Raw genomic sequence first — 22266 nt, 5'->3', positions numbered from 1 at the left:
TGCTTAGTTGGTGGATTTGCGCAGTTCGAGCGCTTCAGTCTTTTCCGGCTCCGGCGTCTTGGCAACTTCCTTGGCCGGCTCGGACTTGATCGATCCGACGGCGTCGATCTTGCTGCTCTCGACGCGCGGGGTCGAGACGCGGGTCACCGTGTTGTCGGCGCCGGCGGAAGCATCGGCCGAACGGGTGGTTGAGGGCGCGCGCAGCGAGCGCGGGGCCGATAGCGAGCGGGCCATCAGCATCTGGCCGCGGCCGCCCTGGTGGCGGAAATCGCAATAGGCGAAGCCCATGCCGGAGACCGAGCCACGGAAGCTGCGCTCGTCATTCTTGTTGAGATTGAAACACGGCTCGAACGGGATGCCCTTGATCGAGGCGCAAATGGCCTCGCCGCGGACCTGCAGCGTATTGCCCGGCAGGCGCATATTGCGCGCCGGACCCGAGCCCGAGAACTGCACCGCACCCGCCGCGCCACCATCGTCGAACACGCGGCCTGCGCCGCGTGTGCCGTCGAAACAGGTGAAGGCAAAGACCTTGCCGGCGACGAACTTGCGGGCCTCTTCGGCCGTCATCGACCCAGCCAGCGCGGGGGTCGCCACCGTTGCGGCAAGCACCGCTCCCAACACATAACGCGCAACCATAGGATACTCCGAACAACCGAGCGCGGATGACCGCCAGATGTCTTTACCCGCTGCTTACCATACCAACCGTGGCAACAATGGAGCAGGTTGGTTGGTAAAGTCTGAACGTCGTTAGCCGATCTTTACCACGATTCGCCCGCGGACCTGCCCGGCCAGAACCTTGGCGCCGGCGTCGATCACCTGGTCCAGCGTGATTTCCTGAGTGATTTCAGCGAGCTTAGCGGTGTCCAGGTCAGTGGCCAGGCGTGCCCAGGCAGCCTTTCGCAGCTCGATCGGACACATGACAGAATCGATACCGAGAAGACACACGCCGCGTAAAATGAACGGCGCAACCGAAGATGGCAGGTCCATGCCGGCCGCGAGACCGCAGGCGGCGATAGCGCCGCGATACTTGGTCATGGACAGGAGATTCGCCAGGGTGGTCGAACCGACGCTGTCGATGCCGCCGGCCCAGCGTTCCTTGGCCAGTGGCTTGGCCGGCCCGGACAGCTCGTTGCGGTCGATGATCTCGCTGGCGCCGAGGCCCTTGAGATAGCCCTCCTCCGAGGTCCGGCCGGTCGAGGCGATGACCTGGTAACCGAGCTTCGACAGCACGGCGATCGCCACCGAACCAACGCCGCCGGCCGCACCCGTCACGACGATCGGCCCATCGGCCGGCTTCAGCCCGTGCTTCTCCAGCGCCAGCACGCTCAGCATTGCCGTGTAGCCGGCGGTGCCGACCGCCATGGCGTCGCGGGTGGTCATGCCGTCCGGCAGCCGCACCAGCCAGTCGCCCTTCACGCGGGTCTTTTCGGCATAGGCGCCGAGATGGGTTTCGCCCATGCCCCAGCCATTGCCGATCACCTTGTCGCCGGGCTTCCAGCTCGGATTGGATGAGGCTTCCACCGTGCCGGCGAAATCGATGCCGGCAATCATCGGGAAGCGGCGCACCACCGGTGCCTTGCCGGTGACGGCGAGGCCGTCCTTGTAATTCACCGTCGACCACTCGACCCGCACGGTGACATCGCCGTCCATGAGTTCGGTTTCGTCGAACTGCGTCAATGCAACCGTGGTGCCTTTGTCAGCCTTGTCGATGCGGACAGCCTTGAACGTTCCCAACACGCGTCTCCCGAATTTTGCTTGTGATTTCTGCTGCCTAATTATGCCGTGCCGTGGCGGGAAACGCCACCCGCTACGGCCACTGCAGAGCTTTGCAGCCCTGCCCGGCCGTAGCGGCATAACGCGGCGATGGTGGCGATCAGGCGGCGAGTTGCCGGGTCGCAGCGATATTGGCGACCGTGGCCGCACAGGCTGTTGCCGCCTCGGTGCCCTTCACGACGAAATGCTCGCGGAAGAAGCGCAGGTGCTCGGCGTGCTCGTGAAAATGCTGCGGCGTCAGCACGGCCGAAATCACCGGCACCTCGCTGTCGAGCTGCACCCGCATCAAGCCGTTGATCACGGCCTCGCAGACGAATTCATGGCGATAGATGCCACCATCGACGATGAGACCGGTCGCGACGATCGCGACATAGCGCCCGGTGCGCGCCAGCAATTTGGCCTGCAACGGAATTTCGAAGGCGCCGGGCACCTCGAAGAAATCGATCTGACTGTCAGGCACACCATGCCGTGCAAGTTCGGCAACAAAACCGACACGGCACTGATCGACGATATCCTTGTGCCAGCACGACTGGATGAAGGCGATTCGCCCGGTCGCTGGTGCAGAGTTGAGGGAAGAGGAGGCTTTGAAGTTCATCACAGGCTGATTCATGGATGCTCTCGCGGTTTGAGACCAGAATCAGGACGTACGGTCACACGCCGAGCATCCGCCGAGGCGGAGTCCCTGCGCATACCCGTTCTCTTTCATCCGGACTATGACCGTCGGCTCCGGCATCGCACCGGATCTGCTGACCCTGACGGTGTAACCCGTCAGGCGCTCGCGGGCTCCCGGGCTTGCGCCCGATTACCGCCGGTGGGGATTTTCACCCCGCCCTGAGAACGAAGGCCGCCCCGATCAGGGCGGCCGATGTCAATTTTCATCGCTGGAGGCCAGCGAGTCAACGCCGTGGAATACGGATCACGCCGGCTGTGCAATCGGACGCTTCACCGGCTCTTCCACGATCGGCAGGTTGATCAGCGCCGACAACACGCCGAACAGCACCGACAGCCACCACACCGGCGTGTAGGAGCCGAACTTGTCGAACACCACGCCGCCCAGCCAGGCGCCGAGGAAGCCGCCGACCTGATGGCTGAAGAAGGCAAAGCCATAAAGCGTTGCCAGCCAGCGGGTGCCGAACATCAGCGACACCAGGCTTGATGTCGGCGGCACGGTAGAGAGCCAGGCAAGTCCGCTGATGGCGCCGAAGACGAGCGCCGAGGTCGTCGTCAGAGGCAGCATGATGAAGGCCACCGTGGCCAGCGCACGCGTGAAATAGATGAAAGAGAGAATGTAGCGCTTCGGCAGCTTGCCCTGCACATAGCCGACCGTCAGCGAGCCGATGATGTTGAACAGGCCGATGATGGCGATCACCCAGCCGCCCACGGCAGCCGGCAAGCCGCGATCGACCAGATAGGCCGGCAGATGCATGGTGATGAAAGCGAGCTGGAAGCCACAGGTGAAGAAGCCCAGCACCAGCAGCACATAGGAGCGATGGCCAAAGGCTTCCGTGAGTGCGCTCTTGAACGACTGCTTCTGCGCCACCGGCGCGTCGGCGGGCGCGGCACTCGCGGTCGGAGTCGCCAAGGCGAGCGACAACGGGATCACCAGCAACATCAGCACCGCGAATACGGTGAGCGTCGCCTGCCAGCCGGTGTTGTCGATCATCGCCACCGTGAAAGGCGCGAAAATGAACTGGCCGAACGAGCCCGCGGCGGTGCCGGCGCCGAGCGCGATACCGCGCCATTCCGGCGGCATCAGCTTGCCGAAGGCGGACAGAACGAGATTGAACGAGCAACCGGACAGGCCAAAACCGACCAGCAGTCCAGCGCTGATATTCAGCTCGAGCGGTGTCGAGGAATAGCGCATCATCAGCAAACCAGCTGCATAGAGGAAGGCGCCGAGGCAGATCACGCGTACGCTGCCGAACTTGTCGGCGACGGCGCCGGCGAAAGGCTGGCCGATGCCCCAGAGCAGGTTTTGCACGGCGAAGGCGAGCGCGAAAACGTCACGGCCCCAGCCGAACTCCTGGCTAAAGGGCTGCATGAAGAAACCAACGCTCGAGCGCGGCCCGAAGGTGAGCATGCCGATCAGCGATCCGCAGATGATGATCACCAGCGGCGTACGCCAGCCAAAACCAGATGCCGGGCGCGTCGCGCCGTCGATTGCCGCCATGTCGTTTCCCCGGATCGAATTCGGATTGAAAATTCAGCCGGCCCAAGAGCGCAGGCCCGGTCCGGATTGGACGAGAGATTAATGCATTCGCATGGAAATCCCAATGGCGATGATGGGGATTTCGGGGAATGCATTGCTGGGATGCAGGGCCACGCAGACGTCATCACAGCCCAGGGCCGGGATGACATTTTGCGGAATCCAAAATGGAAAGAGCGATGCCGGGCATGGCATCGCTCTTGGCAGGCTCGGAGGTAAAGTCGTGGCCGTTACGGCTTGATTTCGGAGAGCTTGGCGGAGATTTCTGCCGTCTGCGCCGCCGTGCCCCAGCTTGGCGCATCGCTGCCGTCGCCCCAATTGCGCGGACGATAGAAGGAATGCACGCCGGTCTTGTACATCTTCTTCATCTCGCGGACCCAGGACGGGTGCACCCAATAGGCATGGTAATGTGTGGACTTCGCGACTTCCGGCAGCCAGATCCGGCCGTCCAGCGTCGCCTTCGCGATCTTGCGGGCACGTTCCCACATATCCGGCTCTTTCACGACATCCGGAATGCCGTCGCAGGCGAAGGTGAACTGGCAGGCCAGGCGGCGATGCTTGTTCTGATAGACGACGCCGCAGACGGTTGTCGGATAGAAGCCGGAGAACACGCGGTTCATCACCACCTGCGCCACCGCCATCTGGCCGCGCACCGCCTCGCCGCGCGCCTCGAAGTAGATGGCTTCCGTCAGACACTTTTCCTGCTTGCCGCGGGTCTGCTCGGTGAGACCCATACGTTCGGCCGGCGTCTTCGCACGCTGATTGGCGCTGTTGACCTCGCCTTTGCCGGCAACGCTTTCGCCGCCGTCGGTCGGGTTGATCGCCGCATTCGGTACCACCGCCGTAGCCTTCATGTCCGGGTCGAGGCTTGAGCCCGGCATGGCGATGCCTGGCACGGCTGTGCCTGGCATTACGATGGTCGGCTCTTCGCCGGGCTGCCAGCGTTCCATGGTCTCGACCGATGCCCCAAGCGACGAGCTACCGAAAAACAAGCTCGCGGTCTTCACAGAGAAGCCGTCCTTGGCCGGCGCCGGCTCGACGGGGATCACCGCTGCATCGGTCTTGGCGTCCTCGGTGGGCTGCACGGACTGCGATGCGTCGTATTGAGCGAGCGGCGGGGCACGCAGCGCTTCATCGAGTTCGGGATCGAGCGGGGCATGCTGCACGGCCGGCAGTGCATCGACGGTCTTCGCGCCCATCACCGATCTGTTGTCGTCGAATGAATCCTGCTTTGCCGGCTCATCCGGCGCCACGGTCTCCGGCGCGCGGGTGGCCAGGCGATCGCCCTTCAGCGAGCGATCCACCTTGGGGAAATCGGAGGCCTCATAGCGGCGCGGCGGTTGCGCCAGCGGATTACGCGTCAGTGCACCGGTAATGTCGCTGCCGGAATTGTCGAGGCTGGCGAGTTGCAAGGTCGGATTGCGCGAGCCCGTGCCCATCGGGCGACCGAACGAGAATGTCGCAACCTGGATGGAGGAGACGGCGGGCGCGAACACGCGCTTCTGCCAGCGTTCGGTCACGCCCGGCTGGCGAGCCAGCAGCGAGGCGATGTCCTGATAGCCAGACTCTGTCGGGGCCAATGCGAAAACGCAGAGACCGAAGCCGAAGAACGCGCCACGCGCGCCCTTCGGCCGGTTACGCAGTACTAACATCGATACGCTCACGCAACGCTTACACCAGCATCGCCCTGCACGGCACTAATCTGCACATCCGTACATTTCGATCTATTTCGTTAGTACGGAATCAAAGTTGCCGCGGAGTTAATCGGCGATGCAACCACGTCACACGCAAGCTGTACGAGCGCAGCGCAAAATCATTCGAAAGCCTTGGTAAACCGCGGCTCCACAAAAGTAGTAAACATCGCGTTGACAAAGATGATGAAGAGAAATTTGCGCGCGCGTGAAAATGTTTGCGAGTTCCATTCCGACGCACGAACAAACACGGCATGAGGCACGCAATAAAAATGGCCGGGGAAATCCCCGGCCATTTTGCAAAATCGTTGATCGTGGAACCGAAGCACTTATGCCTGGCTGGAGATTTCCTTGCCGAGCGCAGCCTGTGCGGCAGCGAGACGCGCGATCGGCACGCGATACGGCGAGCAGGACACGTAGTCGAGACCGATCTCATGGCAGAAGGCTACCGATGCCGGATCGCCGCCATGCTCACCGCAGATACCAACCTTGATATCGGGGCGAGTCTTGCGGCCACGCGCAACGCCGATCTTCACCAGCTCGCCGACGCCGCTGCGATCGACCGTGATGAACGGGTCGACGGGCAGAATGCCCTTGGCGATATAAGTACCGAGGAAGCTCGCAGCGTCGTCGCGGCTGATGCCGAAGGTGGTCTGCGTCAGATCGTTGGTACCGAACGAGAAGAACTCGGCGGTCTCGGCGATCTCGCCGGCCAGCAGACAGGCACGCGGCAGTTCGATCATGGTACCGACCGAATAGTTCAGCTTGCCGCCGGTCTCCTTCATCACCGACACCGCAGTGGCATCGATACGCGCCTTGATGAGATCGAACTCCATCTTGGTGACGATCAGCGGCACCATGACTTCGAGGCCGACCTGTTCGCCAGTGCGCTTGCCCGCTTCGATCGCGGCTTCGAACAGCGCGCGCGCCTGCATCTCGGCGATTTCCGGATAGGCGATCGCAATGCGTACGCCGCGGAAGCCGAGCATCGGATTGAACTCGGCGAGATCACGCGCACGGTCCGCAAGCTTGCGCGGATCGGTGTTCATGACACGAGCCACTTCCTCGACTTCACCCTGGGTGTGCGGCAGGAATTCGTGCAGCGGCGGATCGAGCAGACGGATCGTGACGGGCAGGCCCTTCATGATTTCGAACAATTCGACGAAGTCGGCACGCTGCATCGGCAACAGCTTGGCGAGCGCGGCACGGCGGGCCTGCTCGTCTTCGGCGAGGATCATCTCGCGCACGGTGCGGATACGGGTCTCTTCGAAGAACATGTGCTCGGTGCGGCACAGGCCGATGCCTTCGGCGCCATACTTGATCGCGGTGCGCGCATCTTCCGGCGTATCGCCGTTGACGCGGACCTTGAGCTTGCGGACCTTGTCGGCCCAGCCCATCAGGGTTGCGAATTCGCCCGACAATTCCGGCTCGATCATCGGCATGCGGCCGGACAGCACATGGCCAACCGAACCGTCGATGGTGATGACATCGCCCGCCTTGAACACGCGGCCACCGATGCTCATGGTGCCGCGGCCGTAATCGACGCGGACAGTGCCGCAGCCGGAAACGCAGGGCTTGCCCATGCCGCGCGCGACCACCGCCGCATGCGAGGTCATGCCGCCGCGGGTGGTGAGAATGCCTTCGGCGGCGTGCATGCCGTGAATGTCTTCCGGCGAGGTTTCGACGCGAACAAGAATAACCTTCTTGCCGTCGGCCTGCAGCTTCGCGGCTTCATCCGACGAGAACACGATCTCGCCCGAGGCGGCGCCCGGCGAAGCCGGAAGGCCCGTGGCGATGACGTCGCGATTGGCTGATGGATCGATGGTTGGATGCAGCAACTGATCCAGCGACGCCGGATCGATGCGCGACACCGCGTCCTTCTGCGAGATCACGCCTTCATTGGCGAGTTCGACCGCGATGCGGATCGACGCCTTGGCGGTGCGCTTGCCGTTGCGGGTCTGCAGCATCCAGAGCCGGCCCTGCTCGACCGTGAACTCCATGTCCTGCATGTCGCGATAGTGCTTCTCGAGCTGGGTATAGATGCGCGTCAATTCCTTGAACGCTTCCGGCATCGCCGCTTCCATGGACGCCTTGTCCGAACCGCTCTCGATCCGCGCGTCTTCGGTGATGTCCTGCGGCGTGCGGATGCCCGCCACAACGTCTTCACCCTGTGCGTTGATCAGAAATTCGCCATACAGCTTGCTCTCGCCGGTCGAGGGATTGCGCGTGAACGCAACGCCGGTGGCCGAGGTCTCGCCCATATTGCCGAACACCATGGCCTGCACGCTGACGGCGGTGCCCCACGACTCCGGGATATCGTGCAGGCGGCGATAGGTCACCGCGCGGGTATTCATCCAGGATGAAAACACGGCGCCGACGGCGCCCCAGAGCTGCTCGTGCGGATCCTGCGGGAAGTCCTTCCCCGTTTCGCGCGCGACAGCTTCCTTGTACTGGCCGACGAGCTTGACCCAGTCGTCACCATCGAGATCGGTGTCGAGCGTGTAGCCCTTGTTGTCCTTGTAGGTGTCGAGAATGTCTTCGAAGTGATGATGCTCGAAGCCGAGCACCACGTCGGAATACATCGTGATGAAGCGACGATAGCTGTCATAGGCGAAACGCTTATCGCCCGAGAGTGCGACGAGTGCTTCCACCGTGGTGTCGTTGAGACCGAGATTGAGGACGGTGTCCATCATGCCCGGCATCGATGCGCGGGCGCCGGAGCGCACCGAGACCAGCAGCGGATTTTTCTCGTCGCCAAAGCCCTTGCCGGTGATCTTGCCGACGGCCTCGAGCGCCTTCTCCACCTGCGACTGCAATTCCTTCGGATAGGATTTTCCGTTCGCGTAGAAATAGGTGCAGACCGAGGTCGGAATGGTGAAGCCAGGAGGGACCGGCAGGCCCAGATTGGCCATTTCGGCGAGGTTCGCGCCCTTGCCACCGAGCAGGTCGCGCAGGCCGGCCTTGCCCTCGGCCTTGCCGCCGCCGAACGAATAAACCCACTTGCCGGCCTTGATGACGTCAGTCACCGGCTTGCTGGTGGCCTTCTTGACGGCCTTGGTCGCCGAAGTCTTGGCTGTAGAAGATTTGGCCACAACCGCCTTCTTGGATGCGGGAGCCTTTGCAACAGGCTTCGGAGCAACCTTTGCTTTCACAGCCGTTTTGGCCTTCGCCGCGGATTTAGCTGCAGGCTTGGCAGCTGGCTTCTTGAGCGCCTTGCGGGCCACCGATGCTGTTTTCGGCGCAGCCTTGGAGGGCTTTGACTTCACAGGGGCTTTTTTGGACTTCGAGGCGGTTTTGGCCATGGTTCTCAATCAATCCGCGAGAGGAAACGACAGGGAAATGTGCCGCGTTACACCACGTTTCAGGGACGTGGCGCAAGCAGCCCGGAGGTACCGCTGTAGGTAACGGCCGTGTCAGAATTTAGCCGATTTTGAGCAGCTTGAAGACGCCAAGCCCGGCCAGTCCGATGAAGATCAGATAGATCGCCACTACGAGATTCAGAAACCGCGGCATGATCAGAATCAGAACGCCAGCGATAAGCGCGACAATCGGCTGGATGTGAGCTGCCGTGATGACCATGGAAGATCTCCGTGAGGGGAATCGATTCGACGCAATGCGCCGCGGGGATTTAGCAGCATAAAGACGCCATGCCCATCAATGGGTTCCCGCATACCTGCATGCAATGCATCAAAAACCAGCATTTGCGCGTGGAAAATTCCGGAACGATCGCTGGTGGCATGCATTGGCCGACGGTGAATAAACCAGACCAGGCTGGATGGCACAGACCGGCGCGCAAGCCGGACATCGTTCACGAAGGAGACGATCATGCGAAACAGACTTATTGCAGCACGGCCCTTGTCGGCGCGCTCGGCACTCCGCTGGCCGTGCAGGCTCAGGGCGTCACCGTCGGTGTATCGGGCGGCGATCGCGTCATCGTCGATAACAGCGATCCGGATGGCATCACCGTGCAGGAGCGTCCGGCATTTCGTGAATATGTAGTCCGCGAACGTGTACCGACATTCACCGTGCCAGATCGCATCGTGGTTGGCACCACGCTGCCGGATGCCGGCGTGACCTATTACGACGTGCCGCAGACGGTGGCCACGACGCCCTATCGCTACACGGTGGTGAATGGTCAGACGGTGCTGGTGGAGCCGCGCTCGCGCCGTATCGTGCAGGTCATCGACTAGCGCATCACCGCTGACAGAGAATTCGTTCGGGCGCCGCGAATGGCGACCGGGCGAAGAAGCCCCGCCCCGGTCATCCCCCACCGGGCGGGGCTTTTTCTTTGCGCGCGACTACGAACTCTTCAGTAGCGACAGAATGTGGTTGGTCGACTTGTAGCTCGCCACCGCATTGTCGCGGAAGCTCGGCGTCCAGTTGGAGGCGGTCCGCTCCTCGTCGCTCATGGCCGAATAGGTGTTGAGAATACCGAGGCTGAACTGGCTGGGGTCACCGCTTTTCTGGCTTGCCTGCAACGCCTCGAGAATGCTGGTGCGATTACGCGAATCCAGCACCTGCTTGGCGGCGAAGCTCTCTTCCTTCGAGAACAGACCATCCTGATTGAGCGAGATCGCCGAGAGCGAACGATTGTCGACGGCGGAGAAATCCGCAAGCTGGCCGGTCTTGCGCCGGCTGTCGTAAACCAGTTCGCCCTTGCCCGCCTCTTTCGCCGCCTTGGCTTGCGCATCCAGCGCCCCGCGCACGCTCTTGGCAACGGTGGCGATGTCCTTGACGGGCACGCTCGTGTCCGGCTGCGCGAGATAGGCTGCGACGGGATCGTTGGCGATGCCCGATGGCGCCTTGGTCGGTGTCTGCTCGGTCGCCTGAATGCCCTTCAGCACGGCCTCGCGCTGCGCGGACCAGGTCGCTGAGGCTTTCTCTTCGCTGCCTGCGCTATCGAGATAATCCAGCGCGGCCTTATAGATGCCGCTGAAATCGCCGGTGAGCTTGGCTGTACCCGCGGCAGGCGCGAGCGCCGCATTGAAGCGATTGCCCAGCTCGGTCTTGGCGACCGTCTGCTCGTCGGCGGTGAAAGTGCCGCCATTATTAGTGGCCATGGTGTAGAGCGAGCGGCGATCCAGTGTGGAGAGATCGATCGTCAGTTTGCCGTTCTTGTCCAGCGGCCCGGTTGCTTTCGCAGCGACATAGAGGCCGGCGAGCTTGCCCCTGAGGTCTGTGATGACGGTCGCGATATCCTTGTCAGAGCCGGAGCTCGCAAGCTTCGCTCGCGCTGCCTCCGATAGCGTCAGATTGGTCGCCGCATCGGAGGAAGACGACGAGGCGCTCTCATTGCTGTTGAGCGCATTGGCCAGCGAGGGCTGGGCGGTAGCGGCGGCCCGCGCATAGGCGGAGCCGTAATTGGCATAGGGATTGAGGCCGGTATTGACCGAAGTCATGGGGCAGTCCTGTCCGCGCTAGGAATGCGACGGTTAAGAAACCGTTACGGAACCGGACCATTTCAAGTTGTGGTTAATGGAAGGTAAATGTTTCGGGGTGTTTCCGGAAATATCGTGCGGCTGCTTCACGGCGGAGCAACCGCCCCCAAGCGCGTCATTCCGGGGCGCGGGCGCATCTTCGCGCACGCGAACCCGCAATCTCGGCATGGTGAAAACACTTCGGGATCCCGGGTTCGGACCTCCGCGGCTTCGCCGCTGCGGCCGCCCCGGGATGATGAGTGGGCGCCGGCAGGCGCCCACTCATCAATCCTGGATCTTCGAGAAATCCGCCACTGCACGCGTTGCCGCGCGGATCTCGTTCAAAAGCTTCAGACGATTTTCGCGGACCGCCGCGTCATCGTCATTGACTTTCACCTTGTCGAAGAACGCATCGACCGCGGGGCGCAGCTTGGCCATCGCCGTCATGGCGCCGGCGAAGTCTTCCTTCGCCACGGCGGCACTCGCTTCCGGACCGACCTCGGCAATCGCCTTGGCCAGCGCCTTTTCTTCATCGAGCTTGAACAGCGCGGCATCAGGCGCGCCGTCGAACTTGCGTTTATCCTTCTTCTCCTCGATGGCGAGAATGTTGTTGGCGCGCTTGGTGCCGGCCAGCAGGTTCTTGCCGTCATCGCTGTCGAGGAATTTGCCGAGCGCCTCGACGCGGCGAACGACCATCAGCAGATCGTCCTGAACAACCTCATCTGCATTTGGGGATTGCCCGCCCCAAGCCCCAAAGAGTGGATTTTCAGCGTATTGCTTTGGAAGGGCTAGAGCTTGAATACGCGAAGCTGCGCTAGCGAATACAGCGTCCACCAGATCATGGCGCGCGCCTTGATCACGAAGCTGAATCTTGAGACGATCGGCGAAGAAAGCCAAAAGGGGCGCAGTAACTAATTTCTCCAAATGCTGGACGTAATCGTAGCGCCCTTCGGTAGTCCAACCCTGATCGGCGAGTTCATCAACCAGATCTTCACGCCCCAATATTTCTTGAGCATCTTCCAGTTTCTCGGTGGCTTCTTTGTCCATGAGCGCGAAATCGCGTTCCGCATATGGCCGCGAGGCACCGACAATTACTGATCTAAGGCGAATACGCAGAGAATTCTCTAGAATTATTCGGATCACACCCAACGCCGCACGACGCAATGCGAACGGGTCCTTCGATCCCGTCGGCTTTTCGTCGATCGCCCAGAAACCCACGAGCGTATCGAGTTTGTCGGCCAGCGCCACGGCGACACTGACGAGATCACTCGGCACGCGATCGGTCGGCCCCTGCGGCTTGTAGTGATCCTCGGATGCAGCAGCGACGGCAGCGTCTTCGCCTTGCGCCAGCGCGTAATACTTGCCCATCAGGCCCTGCAACTCTGGAAACTCGCCGACCACTTCGGTGAGCAGATCGGTCTTCGCGAGCTGCGCCGCACGCTTGGTCTTTGCCGGATCGGCGCCGACCAATGGCGCGATCTCGCCAGCCAGCTTTTCGATACGGGCGATACGCGCAGCCTGCGTCCCAAGCTTCTCGTGAAACACGATCTGATCGAATTTCGGCAGCCGCGATTCGAGCTTCGTCTTGAGATCCGTCTCGTAGAAGAACTTCGCATCCGAGAGGCGCGCGCGGATGACGCGCTCGTTGCCGGCGATGATCGCCGTTCCACCGTCACTCGCCTCGATATTGGCGGTGATGATGAACTTGTTGGTCAGCTTCTGGCTCTTGGGATCGCGGACCACGAAGCACTTCTGGTTAGCGCGGATCGTCGCCCGGATCACTTCATCCGGGATCGACAGGAAGTCCTTGTCGAACGAGCCCATCAGCACCACCGGCCATTCGACCAGACCCGCCACTTCGTCGAGCAGCGCGGGGTCTTCGACCAGCTCAAACCCTTGCGCGAACGTCAGCTGCCGCGCATCGGCCAGAATGATCTCCTTCCGGCGCTCGGGATCGAGCACGACCTTCGCCGCCTGCAGTTTCGCCACGTAGTCGTCGAAGCGGCGCACCTCGATGGCATCGGGCGCGAGGAAGCGATGACCGTAAGTGGTCTGGCCTACACTGACGCCGCTGAGGTCGAACTGCACGACTTCCGGTTCTTCGGTGTCGATGCCGAAGGTCGCGACGATGGAGTGTAACGGACGCACCCAGGTCAGCGCGCTGGATTTTGCGGAAGCCGCGCCCCAGCGCATCTGCTTCGGCCACGGAAAGGTGCGGATGATGATGGGCAGGATCTCGGCCAGCACGTCGACTGTCGGCTTGCCCGGCTTTTCCGTCAACGCGATGTAGAAATCGCCCTTCGGATCGCGCTGGATCTTGGCTTCATCCAGCGAAGCGAGGCCGGTCGCCTTGAGAAAACCCTGGATCGCAGCCTCGGCGCCGCCGACGCGCGGTCCCTTGCGCTCCTGCTTGAGGTCCGACTGCCGTGCGGGAATGCCGTGCACCGTCAGCGTCAGACGACGCGGCGTCGCGAATGCCTTGGCGCCTTCATAGACGAGACCTTCGGCAACCAGACGATCGGTCACGATGCGGCGCAGATCTTCTGCCGCCTTGGCCTGCATGCGGGCGGGGATTTCTTCGGAGAACAGTTCGAGGAGAAAATCGGGCATCAGGCAGCACTTCCGGCTTCGGTATGCACCCACGCTTCGCCGCAGGCCTTGGCGAGTTCGCGGACGCGCATGATGTAGCTCTGGCGCTCAGTGACCGAAATCACGCCGCGCGCATCGAGCAGATTGAAAACATGGCTGGCCTTGATGCACTGGTCATAGGCCGGCAGCGCCATCAGATGTTCTTCGCGCTTGCCGCCCTTCCAGCCCGCATCGAGATACTTCTTGCAGGCGGCCTCGGCCATCTTGAACTGGTCGAACAGCATCGCGGTATCGGCATGTTCGAAATTGTGCCGGGAATATTCCTGCTCCGCCTGCAGGAAGACGTCGCCATAGGTCACCTTGTCGGCGCCGTCGCGGCCATTGAAGTTGAGATCGTACACACGGTCGACACCCTGCACATACATTGCGAGGCGTTCGAGACCGTAAGTGAGTTCGCCGGCGACCGGCGCGCATTCGACGCCCGCGACCTGCTGGAAATAGGTGAACTGGCTGACTTCCATGCCGTCGCACCAGCATTCCCAGCCGAGGCCCCAGGCGCCCAGTGTCGGGCTCTCCCAGTCGTCCTCGACGAAGCGCACGTCATGCAGCGCGGTATCGATGCCAATGGCTTTCAGCGACTGCAGATAGAGATCCTGCAGGTTCGCCGGCGACGGCTTCATGATCACCTGGAACTGGTAATAATGCTGCAGCCGGTTCGGGTTCTCGCCGTAACGGCCATCCTTCGGCCGGCGCGACGGCTGCACATAGGCGGCCTTCCAGGGCTTCGGCCCCAGCGCGCGCAAGGTCGTCGCGGGATGGAAGGTGCCGGCGCCCATTTCCATGTCGTAAGGCTGCAGGATCACGCAGCCCTGCTCGGCCCAAAACCGCTGCAGAGCGAGAATGAAGCCCTGGAACGAACGTTCCGGGCGCATGTGCGGAGGCAGGGAGTCCATGGTGGTTTCTGGGCCGTTTTTTCGGGGATTCGCCAAGGGGATCAAGGCGGATCAAAGCGCGCGGACCGTATCGGCGCGGCCTCCGGGAATCAAGGCAATGCAGCCGGATTCGGCGGTAACCGGCTGGTAACCGCACCGGCACATCGCCAGATCAGGAGGGCTAGTCGTTAAGTCCCGCGCACTATCCTGAATGGCATCGGTGGGAACGAACCCGGTCATCGGGACTTACCCCAGCGAAAGGCTCGAACGATCCAAGTCGCGCGGGCCGAAGACCTCCAAGTCTTGAGTTGTCAAAATCTCCAGGGCCAAGGGACCTCCAAGCCTGAAAGCCCAACTTTGTCGCCGGCCTCGAGGACGTGCCCCGTCCTCAGGCCGGCGCAAATGTTTTGGGGCCCGGTTTGCGGCGGCTAACCCGGCCGATACGCGCCCGTGACGGGATCACGGCGCAGGGTCGGGACTTCCGTGCTCCCGCTGCGTTCGGCTACCCGCGCCTGGCGGGCTTCTTCCAGTTCATGATTGATCCGCTTGGCGGTTCTGTAGGCCCAGCGGACAACGGCTGCGCTCCCGAGCGCGCCTGCAAGTGCGACCAGCGGCGGCATGTGTCGATTCCTGTCGTTCATCTCAAGCCCCCTGCCGATAGTCTCGCGCAACCGCCGGTTTCCCGCAATTGGCTTTTAAGCCACCAAATGCCGCGCAATACCGTCCTGCTAAAAGCCGTATTTGGACCACAGCGCGCGAGTCTCCAGCGCCGAGATCAGCTGCTCCGGCAGTCCCGAAAATCCGTCGAGCGAGAGCTGCGAGCCCGCGCCCGATTTGCGGCCGAGCAGACCCGACAACATGCCGGATGGCTGCGCGATCACCGGCATCTGCACCTTGTCGCCATAGCGCGCGCGCAGCACCGAACGCAGATCGCCGATGGCATCGCTGAGTCCAAGCGCGATGGATTTTTCACCAGCCCAGTATTCGCCGGAGAACAACACATGCTCGGCGCCCTTCAGCCGGGCACCGCGGCTCTCTTTCACGAGATTGATGAAGATGGCGTGGATCTCGCGCTGAAGCGATTTCAGCCGCGCCACATCATCAGCATCTTCCGGCAGGAACGGATCGAGCATCGCCTTGTGCTCACCCGCCGTATAGAGACGCCGCTCGACACCGATCTTCTTGATCAATTCCTGAAAACCGAAGGTGCCTCCAACGACGCCGATCGAGCCAACGATCGACGACGGATCGACGAAGATTTCATCGCCGGCGCAGGCGATCATGTAGCCGCCGGACGCGGCGACGTCCTCGACGAACACATACACCGGTAGTTTCTTCTCCGCCGCGAGCTGGCGGATGCGCAGATAGATCTGTCGCGACTGCACCGGCGAGCCGCCCGGCGAATTGATCACCAGCGCAACAGCCTTCGCATTCTTGATCGCAAATGCCTTGTCCAGCAGCTTTGCGACGCCTGCGAGCGACAATCCCGGGCGCAGCGGCGTGACGGCGCCGATCGTGCCGGACAGACGCACCACCGGAACGACTGCAGAGGCGCGACGGAAACGCGCAGGCAGCAGCCTTGTGATCGCCGCTTTTAAATTGGATTCGCTCATTCAAATTTCCTCGACATTAACTAACTTTTATCACGCTGCTGTCATTGAACCGAGAGACGCTTTCAGCGTTTGAAAACCATAACAGGCCTTTACGCCGCAGCGGGAGAAGACATGAAAATCTATCTGCTCATGCTGATCATCGGTACGCTGCTCACGGCGATCCACTTCACGTCGACGCCGCAGAAACGTTCCGAAACAGCTCCTCAATAAACAACACGCTGACTGCGACATCGCCTAGAGCGATGCCTGAAGCGACGACCAGGGCAGAACCGCCTGCCCGGCCAGCACGCGCTGGATATGGAGATCAGGCGCGCCATCCGCATCCCGCAGCGAGATGCCGAGTTCAATTGCCGCAGGCGCGCGGCCACCCTTCACAGCACGCACCAACACCCTGATCGCCGGCGCCATCGCCTCGCCATGCACGGGCATGATTGCGACGCTGCCGAAGCCGCGACCCAGCGCCGCCAGCACATCGGCCAATCCGTCCGCGCGCCAGATCAGCGTCAGCACGCCGCCGGATTTGAGCACCCGGCGCGCGGCGTGAATCCATGTCTGCAACGTATCCTCCGTCGCGACATGGGCGGTCTCGCGCGATTTGTTCGGCGAGGCGCGATGGCGCGCGGGATCGTTGAAGGGCGGATTCATCAGCACCGCGTCGGCGCTGTCTTGCGGCAGGCCTGTGGCAGCGAAAACATCGGCACTCGCGGCGATATCGAGCGTAACGACATCCGCCGCAATACCGTTCGCTGCAGCATTTTCTCTCGCTAGTTCAGCGAGTTGCGGGTCGATCTCAACCAGCGTCAGGGAGAGGCCGGGCACCCGCTTGGCGAGCGCCAGACCCGCCGTCCCTACGCCCGATCCAAAATCGACGACCTTGTGACCGGCTTGCGCCGAGGTTGCAGCCGCCAGCAGGATCGCGTCATGGCCGGCCCGATGGCCGGATTTCGGCTGCCGCAGCCGCAATTGGCCACCCAGGAAGCCGTCCTCCGTGGTCACGATCGCGTCAGCCATCACATCAATCCTGCGGCCGCAGCTCGTGGGCCAGTCCGGCATCCGTCAGCACGCGGCGCGCCTGCAGGTCATCGTCTTCATGCACCAGGATCCGGCGCGGAATGATGCCCAGCGATCCTTCGATCACGCTCATATTCTGGTCCAGCACCAGATGGTGGATATTCGCGCCGTCGAGCAGCGCGCCCACCGCCGATACCAGCACCACGTCGTTCGTCCGCATGATTTCGCGCAATTGGAGGTCGCTCCCTGCCAGTAACCGGGTGTGTATCTATGGGGAAGTCAAGGTTCCGATGCCCTTGCCGCGCCGCTGCGCAGTTTCTATTGTGCGGCCTGATATCGGTCGACGGCAATTCAGCAGATGGGGACACCTGTTTTCAACGTGAATTCGCCCTATTTGAATATAAGCGCTGCCAGTGCCTGCCTTTTTCATGGCCCGACGAAGCGCCCTTGTAATTCGGAGAGCCCAGCGTGGCGGTGATTGTTCCCTTCGAGAGTCACGCAACAGCGTCGATCGACCAGTTGGTCAGCCTTGTCGCCTCTGACATGGAGCGCGTCAATGCGACGATCCTGTCGCGGACCGGCTCGGAAGTCACCATGATCCCCGAGGTCGCCAACCACCTGATCTCATCGGGCGGCAAGCGGCTGCGACCGATGCTGACGCTCGCGATGGCCAATCTCACCGGCTACACCGGCGACGGCCATATCAAACTCGCGGCCTCCGTCGAATTCATGCATACCGCGACGCTGTTGCATGACGACGTGGTCGACCAGAGCGAACTGCGCCGTGGCAAGCTCTCCGCGCGCATGCTGTGGGGTAATGAGGCCAGCGTACTTGTTGGCGACTTCCTGCTCGGCCAGGCGTTCCGCATGATGGTCGAGGTCGGCTCGCTGCGCGCGCTCGATATTCTGTCCTCGGCAGCCGCCACCATTGCGGAGGGCGAAGTGATGCAGCTCGCCGCCGCCAAGAACACCGCCACCACTGAAGACGAATATCTTGCCGTCATTCGCGGCAAGACCGCCGAACTGTTCGCCGCGGCCTGCGAAGTCGGCCCGGTGATCGCGAACCGTCCGAAGGCCGAGCAGACCGCCTGCCGTTCGGTCGGCATGAATCTCGGCATTGCCTTCCAGCTGATCGACGACGTGCTCGACTACGGCGGCAAGGCCGCCAAGCTCGGCAAGAATGTCGGCGACGATTTCCGCGAGGGCAAGATCACCCTGCCCGTGGTGCTCGCCTTCCGCCGCGGCAACGATGCCGAGCGCGAATTCTGGATCAAGGCGCTGGAGCGCGGCGAGATCGGCGAAGGCGACCTCGATCACGCCATCGGCCTGATGACCAAGCACCGCGCACTGGAAGACACGATCAACCGCGCCCAGCACTACGGCGCCATGGCCGTCGATGCGCTGGCACTGTTTCCGTCGTCACCGATGAAGACTGCACTGGAGCAGGTCGTGGCGTTCTGCCTGGCCCGCACGCACTAAGGGCCAGACGTCACTGCACCACTATGACAACCTTCCCCTTCGCACGGCCGGTCTCGACATAGGCCAGTGCATCCCCGGTGCTCTCGAACGGGAACACCTTATCGACGACCGGGCGGATCACGCCGGCTTCGATCAGGGACGTAATCTCACTCAACTGCTGCCCCTGCGCGCGCATGAACAGGAATGAATAGCGTATGCCGAGGCGCTTGGCCTTTTTCCTCACGCCACGGCTCAGCAGGCCTATGACCAGTTTCAGGAACAGGTTCAGACCAGCTTCCGCGGCGAAGGCCGGATCTGGCGGACCGGAAATAGAGATAAGCTGGCCACCCGGCTTGAGTACACCCAGAGATTTATCGAGCGTCTTTGAATCCTGACTGTTCAGCACAAGATCGTAGCCAGACAGGACCTTCTCGATATCCTGTGTGTTGTAGTCAATGACCACATCCGCCCCGAGACTTTTGACCAGTTCGGCATTCTTTGCGCTGGTCGTCGTCGCAACTGTCGCGCCGAGATGCTTGGCGAGCTGGACGGCAAAAGTCCCGACACCGCCGGAGCCGGCTTGAATGAAGACCTTCTGGCCGGGCTTCACCTTGCCCACTTCGACCAGCGCCTGCCACGCCGTCAGCCCCACCAGCGGGATGGATGCCGCTTCCGTCATGCTGAGGTTTTTCGGCTTCAGCGCCACGTCGGCCTCATTGATGGCGATGAACTCGGCGAAAGTACCGATTCGATGATCGCGCGGCCGCGCGTAGACCTCGTCGCCCACCTTGAACCGACGGGCCTTCGGTCCTGTCCTGACAACCGTTCCGGCGACGTCGTGACCCAGGATAAAAGGTGGACGATAGGGAAGAATGAGCTTGAACTCTCCATCCCGAAGCTTGGAATCCAGCAGGTTCACAGCTGTGGCGTGAACCCGGACCAGGACATCAGTGTCCTGCACCTCCGGTTCCGGCACGTTGGCCAGACGCAGAGCGCCGCCTTTCTTATAGCGATCGATCAAGAATGATTTCATCGGACTAACTTTCGTTTCTGTGGCAGCCGGCAGCGCGAGCCATGCGGCGATACAAGCTTATGCGGGAAGCCCGTTGAATTTCCGAAGAGCGTTGTCGACGAAGGACTCGGGCAGGAAGCGGCGCAGAAAGCGGACTTGTCCTGCAGCTTTTCCAGCGGTGTAGCGTCTCTTGGGCGATCCCGCATTGGCCGCCCTGACGACAGTTTTGGCGACGACTTCGGGTGCATCGCCCTTCGCAACGATCTCGCGCATCAGCTTCTCCGCGTCGGTGCGAACCGTATCGTAAACCGCAAGCGGCCGGTCCGGTCGCGTGATGTTCTCTTCGAAGGACGTGCGGGTCACACCGGGCTCGACAAGCACGATGCGGATGCCCTGCGTTCGCACTTCGTGGTCAAGCGATTCGGAATAGCCTTCGATGGCGTGCTTGGTCGATGCGTAGAGTGCGTTATAGGGCGCGGGAATCAGTCCGAGTATGGAGCTGAGGTTTATGATCCGGCCTCTGCCCTGCCGTCTCATCACGGGCAGAACCGCATTTGTCACGCGTATGGTGCCGAACACGTTCACGTCGAACACGGCTTTCGCCTGTGCCGTCGTGGATTCCTCAGCACCGCCCAACAGTCCGATCCCGGCATTGTTGACGAGAAGATCAATCCGCCCGGCGCGGCTTTGAACCTCGTCAACGACGCTCTGCACGGAGGCATCGTCGATCACGTCGCAGATCAGCATGGTGATCCCGTCCGAGGTATCGGGCATCGGCTTTCGGCTGGTGCCGAAGACACGGTAGCCATCGCGCTGCAGCGCTCGGGCGGTCACTAGCCCGATACCGGAGGAAGCTCCCGTTACCAGGGCAATGCCGCGTTCTGTCTTGCTCATCGGCTTCCGCTTTCATTTTCGCATGGAACATCGATGAACAGTCAGTTACTATCGAATTAATAGTAAGTCACTACTAAAAAGATATCGACATGAAGAATTTTTCGGACCAGCCATGCCTGATCGCCCGCAGCCTCGCGATTGTGGGGGACGCATGGAGCATGCTGATCATGCGCGACGCCCATGCGGGGCTGACCCGTTTCGATGATTTCCGCAAAAGTCTCGGGATCGCGCCGACGATGCTGACGGGGCGGTTGTCAGCCCTGACCGACGAAGGAATGCTGGAGAAACGCCGCTATTCCGACCGTCCGCCACGGGACGAATATGTGCTGACGGAAGCGGGCCGCGACTTTCTGCCGGTGTTGTTTGCGATCGGCGCATGGGGACGCAAGCATCGCGGCGGGGGCGACGTCACCCGGTTCTTCGACGCAGAGCGCGGCACCGAGATCGATCCCGTTACCATCGACCGCGTGACAGGCGCACCGGTCGGAACACGGCCCATTCGCGTCGCCGCAATCGAATGAGCCGCACGCAGCATCGCGGCGCCATGGCCGTTGACGCGTTGGCGCTGTTCCCGTCATCGCCGATGAAGACTGCACTGGAGCAGGTCGTGGCGTTCTGCCTGGCACGGACGCACTAAGGCGCCTTCACGCTCACGATCACGCCACAGCGCGCGCTTTCTCCCGCGCTGCCTCGATATCGCGTGCCGGCGGTGCGCCGAACATGCGGCCATATTCCCGGGTGAACTGCGGCACGCTCTCATAACCGACGGCGAAGGCTGCGCTGCTCGCGGCCGCGCCTTCCCACAACATCAGCCGCCGCGCCTCGATCAGGCGCAACCGTTTCTGAAACTGCAGCGGCGTGAGCGACGTCACTGTGCGAAAATGCTGGTGGAATGACGACGGGCTCATGCCCGCAACATCTGCGAGACGCTCGACCAGCACCGGCCGCGCAAACTCGGTGCGCAATACCGCGACCGCGCGCGCGACACGCTGCGCGTGGCTGTCCGGCCAGCCAAGCCGTCGGATCGCCGGCCCATGGCGACCAGCCAGCAGCCAGTAATGCATCTCCCGCACCAGCTGCGCGCGCAGCACCGGCAATGACGCCGGACGATCAAGCAAGCGCATCAGCCGCAACGCCGCGTCCGCAACTTCGGCATCGGTGGGCTCGACCCGGACACGCGCGAGATCGGCGCTTGGCTCCGCTTTCATCTCGACAACCAGTTCGGCGATCACGGCCGGATCAAGTTCGAACACCAGCGAGAGATAGGGCGCGGCAATGCTCGCCCGTGTGATCTGACTGACGATCGGAACATCGGCCGTGATGATCAGCGAATCCCCGGCAGCGAAGACAAAACTCTCCGTCCCCATGGTCACATGCTTGGTGCCCTGCACGACGAGGCAGATCAGCGGCTGGAAGATCGCGTGGACAATGTCGCTGGGTGTGGTTGCGCGCACGGCTGCAAGGCCCAGGATCGGCGTGATCGCGATGCCGGCACTGTCGGCATGGGTCTCTGTGTAACGGCGAACGGCATTGAGAAGCGTGGTCATGAGGCTCAGCCTACATCATCGTAAATGCGCCAGCACATGATTTTGGAGGATTAGGCAAGGAACGTCGAGCTTCGGGCAACTAGCCCCGGTTCGTCGGGGCGATATCGGAATGGTCACACCACA

19 protein-coding genes, 2 pseudogenes and 1 riboswitch are annotated in these 22266 nt (G+C 62.1%); of the genes and pseudogenes, 4 read left to right on the top strand and 17 right to left on the bottom strand.

The window, feature by feature from the left end; all coding sequences use genetic code 11:
* Positions 1–3: 3 nt before the first annotated feature.
* From RSO67_RS22180 to RSO67_RS22150, 7 genes are all read right to left on the bottom strand, one after another.
* Complete coding sequence (locus RSO67_RS22180) at positions 4–636, bottom strand: hypothetical protein (protein ID WP_315840598.1); 633 nt, start codon at positions 634–636, stop codon at positions 4–6.
* Positions 637–747: 111 nt separating this feature from the next.
* The gene (locus tag RSO67_RS22175) at positions 748–1734 is read right to left on the bottom strand and encodes an MDR family oxidoreductase (RefSeq protein ID WP_315840597.1); all 987 of its coding nucleotides are present in this window, start codon (positions 1732–1734) and stop codon (positions 748–750) included.
* A gap of 139 nt (positions 1735–1873) precedes the next feature.
* Positions 1874–2368, bottom strand: a complete 495-nt coding sequence (locus RSO67_RS22170) for a 6,7-dimethyl-8-ribityllumazine synthase (protein WP_410001908.1) — start codon at positions 2366–2368, stop codon at positions 1874–1876.
* Between the two features lie 95 nt (positions 2369–2463).
* A riboswitch (FMN riboswitch) is annotated at positions 2464–2616 on the bottom strand.
* 73 nt (positions 2617–2689) lie between these two features.
* Complete coding sequence (locus RSO67_RS22165) at positions 2690–3943, bottom strand: MFS transporter (protein ID WP_315840595.1); 1254 nt, start codon at positions 3941–3943, stop codon at positions 2690–2692.
* A 266-nt stretch (positions 3944–4209) separates the two neighbouring features.
* Complete coding sequence (locus RSO67_RS22160; RefSeq protein WP_315840594.1) at positions 4210–5631, bottom strand: cell wall hydrolase; 1422 nt, start codon at positions 5629–5631, stop codon at positions 4210–4212.
* A gap of 368 nt (positions 5632–5999) precedes the next feature.
* Positions 6000–8972, bottom strand: coding sequence for a pyruvate, phosphate dikinase (ppdK, locus tag RSO67_RS22155; protein ID WP_315840593.1), 2973 nt, complete (start codon positions 8970–8972; stop codon positions 6000–6002).
* 118 nt (positions 8973–9090) lie between these two features.
* Complete coding sequence (locus RSO67_RS22150) at positions 9091–9249, bottom strand: DUF3096 domain-containing protein (protein ID WP_081421867.1); 159 nt, start codon at positions 9247–9249, stop codon at positions 9091–9093.
* Between the two features lie 246 nt (positions 9250–9495).
* On the opposite strand from RSO67_RS22150, the pseudogene RSO67_RS22145 reads away from it, so the two are divergent.
* Positions 9496–9860: pseudogene (locus RSO67_RS22145) on the top strand (DUF1236 domain-containing protein).
* Between the two features lie 108 nt (positions 9861–9968).
* On the opposite strand, the gene RSO67_RS22140 reads toward RSO67_RS22145, so the two are convergent.
* The 7 genes from RSO67_RS22140 to RSO67_RS22110 all read right to left on the bottom strand — a co-directional run bounded on the left by RSO67_RS22140 (position 9969) and on the right by RSO67_RS22110 (position 17464).
* Positions 9969–11069: a hypothetical protein gene (locus tag RSO67_RS22140; protein WP_315840591.1), complete on the bottom strand. Its 1101-nt coding sequence runs from the start codon at positions 11067–11069 to the stop codon at positions 9969–9971.
* A 303-nt stretch (positions 11070–11372) separates the two neighbouring features.
* The gene (gene glyS / locus RSO67_RS22135; protein ID WP_315840590.1) at positions 11373–13697 is read right to left on the bottom strand and encodes a glycine--tRNA ligase subunit beta; all 2325 of its coding nucleotides are present in this window, start codon (positions 13695–13697) and stop codon (positions 11373–11375) included.
* Entirely contained in the window at positions 13697–14629 is a 933-nt protein-coding gene (locus tag RSO67_RS22130) for a glycine--tRNA ligase subunit alpha (protein ID WP_315840589.1), read from the bottom strand. Before RSO67_RS22130 ends, glyS begins: the two co-directional genes overlap by 1 nt.
* A gap of 407 nt (positions 14630–15036) precedes the next feature.
* Positions 15037–15228 (bottom strand): hypothetical protein, encoded by a 192-nt coding sequence (locus RSO67_RS22125; RefSeq protein ID WP_315844330.1) that lies wholly within the window; start codon positions 15226–15228, stop codon positions 15037–15039.
* Between the two features lie 108 nt (positions 15229–15336).
* The gene (locus RSO67_RS22120) at positions 15337–16221 is read right to left on the bottom strand and encodes a S49 family peptidase (RefSeq protein ID WP_315840588.1); all 885 of its coding nucleotides are present in this window, start codon (positions 16219–16221) and stop codon (positions 15337–15339) included.
* Positions 16222–16455: 234 nt separating this feature from the next.
* Positions 16456–17232, bottom strand: coding sequence for a tRNA1(Val) (adenine(37)-N6)-methyltransferase (locus RSO67_RS22115; protein ID WP_315840587.1), 777 nt, complete (start codon positions 17230–17232; stop codon positions 16456–16458).
* Positions 17233–17236: 4 nt separating this feature from the next.
* Positions 17237–17464: a DUF2007 domain-containing protein gene (locus tag RSO67_RS22110; protein ID WP_068733164.1), complete on the bottom strand. Its 228-nt coding sequence runs from the start codon at positions 17462–17464 to the stop codon at positions 17237–17239.
* A 236-nt stretch (positions 17465–17700) separates the two neighbouring features.
* On the opposite strand from RSO67_RS22110, the gene RSO67_RS22105 reads away from it, so the two are divergent.
* Positions 17701–18711, top strand: a complete 1011-nt coding sequence (locus RSO67_RS22105) for a polyprenyl synthetase family protein (RefSeq protein ID WP_068733162.1) — start codon at positions 17701–17703, stop codon at positions 18709–18711.
* Between the two features lie 10 nt (positions 18712–18721).
* Here RSO67_RS22105 and RSO67_RS22100 read toward each other — a convergent pair whose 3' ends face one another.
* Together RSO67_RS22100 and RSO67_RS22095 are read right to left on the bottom strand one after the other, a co-directional pair.
* Positions 18722–19723, bottom strand: a complete 1002-nt coding sequence (locus RSO67_RS22100) for an NADP-dependent oxidoreductase (protein ID WP_315840586.1) — start codon at positions 19721–19723, stop codon at positions 18722–18724.
* Between the two features lie 57 nt (positions 19724–19780).
* Entirely contained in the window at positions 19781–20596 is an 816-nt protein-coding gene (locus RSO67_RS22095; RefSeq protein WP_315840585.1) for an oxidoreductase, read from the bottom strand.
* Between the two features lie 89 nt (positions 20597–20685).
* Here RSO67_RS22095 and RSO67_RS22090 point away from each other — a divergent pair, with 89 nt between their 5' ends.
* A complete protein-coding gene (locus RSO67_RS22090; RefSeq protein WP_315840584.1) occupies positions 20686–21117 on the top strand; it encodes a helix-turn-helix domain-containing protein in 432 nt (143 codons plus the stop codon).
* Positions 21111–21233, top strand: a pseudogene (locus RSO67_RS22085) (polyprenyl synthetase family protein); the annotation flags it as partial. The gene RSO67_RS22090 and the pseudogene RSO67_RS22085, both read left to right, overlap by 7 nt.
* A 19-nt stretch (positions 21234–21252) precedes the next feature.
* On the opposite strand, the gene RSO67_RS22080 reads toward RSO67_RS22085, so the two are convergent.
* On the bottom strand, positions 21253–22143 hold the full coding sequence (locus tag RSO67_RS22080; RefSeq protein ID WP_315840583.1) for an AraC family transcriptional regulator: 891 nt from the start codon (positions 22141–22143) through the stop codon (positions 21253–21255).
* Positions 22144–22266 lie beyond the last annotated feature (123 nt).

This window comes from Tardiphaga sp. 709, from assembly GCF_032401055.1.
Taxonomy (GTDB): Bacteria; Pseudomonadota; Alphaproteobacteria; order Rhizobiales; family Xanthobacteraceae; genus Tardiphaga.
This window is presented reverse-complemented; position numbering and strand designations above follow the sequence as displayed.

What these genes read in the sequence shown, in the direction of transcription:
- ppdK (WP_315840593.1), bottom strand. Translation starts at nt 8,972, where the DNA reads ATGGCCAAAACCGCCTCGAAGTCCAAAAAAGCCCCTGTGAAGTCAAAG.
- RSO67_RS22080 (WP_315840583.1), bottom strand. Translation starts at nt 22,143, where the DNA reads ATGACCACGCTTCTCAATGCCGTTCGCCGTTACACAGAGACCCATGCC.
- RSO67_RS22125 (WP_315844330.1), bottom strand. Translation starts at nt 15,228, where the DNA reads ATGCCGCCGCTGGTCGCACTTGCAGGCGCGCTCGGGAGCGCAGCCGTT.
- RSO67_RS22090 (WP_315840584.1), top strand. Translation starts at nt 20,686, where the DNA reads ATGAAGAATTTTTCGGACCAGCCATGCCTGATCGCCCGCAGCCTCGCG.
- RSO67_RS22130 (WP_315840589.1), bottom strand. Translation starts at nt 14,629, where the DNA reads ATGGACTCCCTGCCTCCGCACATGCGCCCGGAACGTTCGTTCCAGGGC.
- RSO67_RS22115 (WP_315840587.1), bottom strand. Translation starts at nt 17,232, where the DNA reads ATGGCTGACGCGATCGTGACCACGGAGGACGGCTTCCTGGGTGGCCAA.
- RSO67_RS22140 (WP_315840591.1), bottom strand. Translation starts at nt 11,069, where the DNA reads ATGACTTCGGTCAATACCGGCCTCAATCCCTATGCCAATTACGGCTCC.
- glyS (WP_315840590.1), bottom strand. Translation starts at nt 13,697, where the DNA reads ATGCCCGATTTTCTCCTCGAACTGTTCTCCGAAGAAATCCCCGCCCGC.
- RSO67_RS22160 (WP_315840594.1), bottom strand. Translation starts at nt 5,631, where the DNA reads ATGTTAGTACTGCGTAACCGGCCGAAGGGCGCGCGTGGCGCGTTCTTC.
- RSO67_RS22120 (WP_315840588.1), bottom strand. Translation starts at nt 16,221, where the DNA reads ATGAGCGAATCCAATTTAAAAGCGGCGATCACAAGGCTGCTGCCTGCG.
- RSO67_RS22150 (WP_081421867.1), bottom strand. Translation starts at nt 9,249, where the DNA reads ATGGTCATCACGGCAGCTCACATCCAGCCGATTGTCGCGCTTATCGCT.
- RSO67_RS22095 (WP_315840585.1), bottom strand. Translation starts at nt 20,596, where the DNA reads ATGAGCAAGACAGAACGCGGCATTGCCCTGGTAACGGGAGCTTCCTCC.
- RSO67_RS22100 (WP_315840586.1), bottom strand. Translation starts at nt 19,723, where the DNA reads ATGAAATCATTCTTGATCGATCGCTATAAGAAAGGCGGCGCTCTGCGT.
- RSO67_RS22180 (WP_315840598.1), bottom strand. Translation starts at nt 636, where the DNA reads ATGGTTGCGCGTTATGTGTTGGGAGCGGTGCTTGCCGCAACGGTGGCG.
- RSO67_RS22165 (WP_315840595.1), bottom strand. Translation starts at nt 3,943, where the DNA reads ATGGCGGCAATCGACGGCGCGACGCGCCCGGCATCTGGTTTTGGCTGG.
- RSO67_RS22170 (WP_410001908.1), bottom strand. Translation starts at nt 2,368, where the DNA reads ATGAACTTCAAAGCCTCCTCTTCCCTCAACTCTGCACCAGCGACCGGG.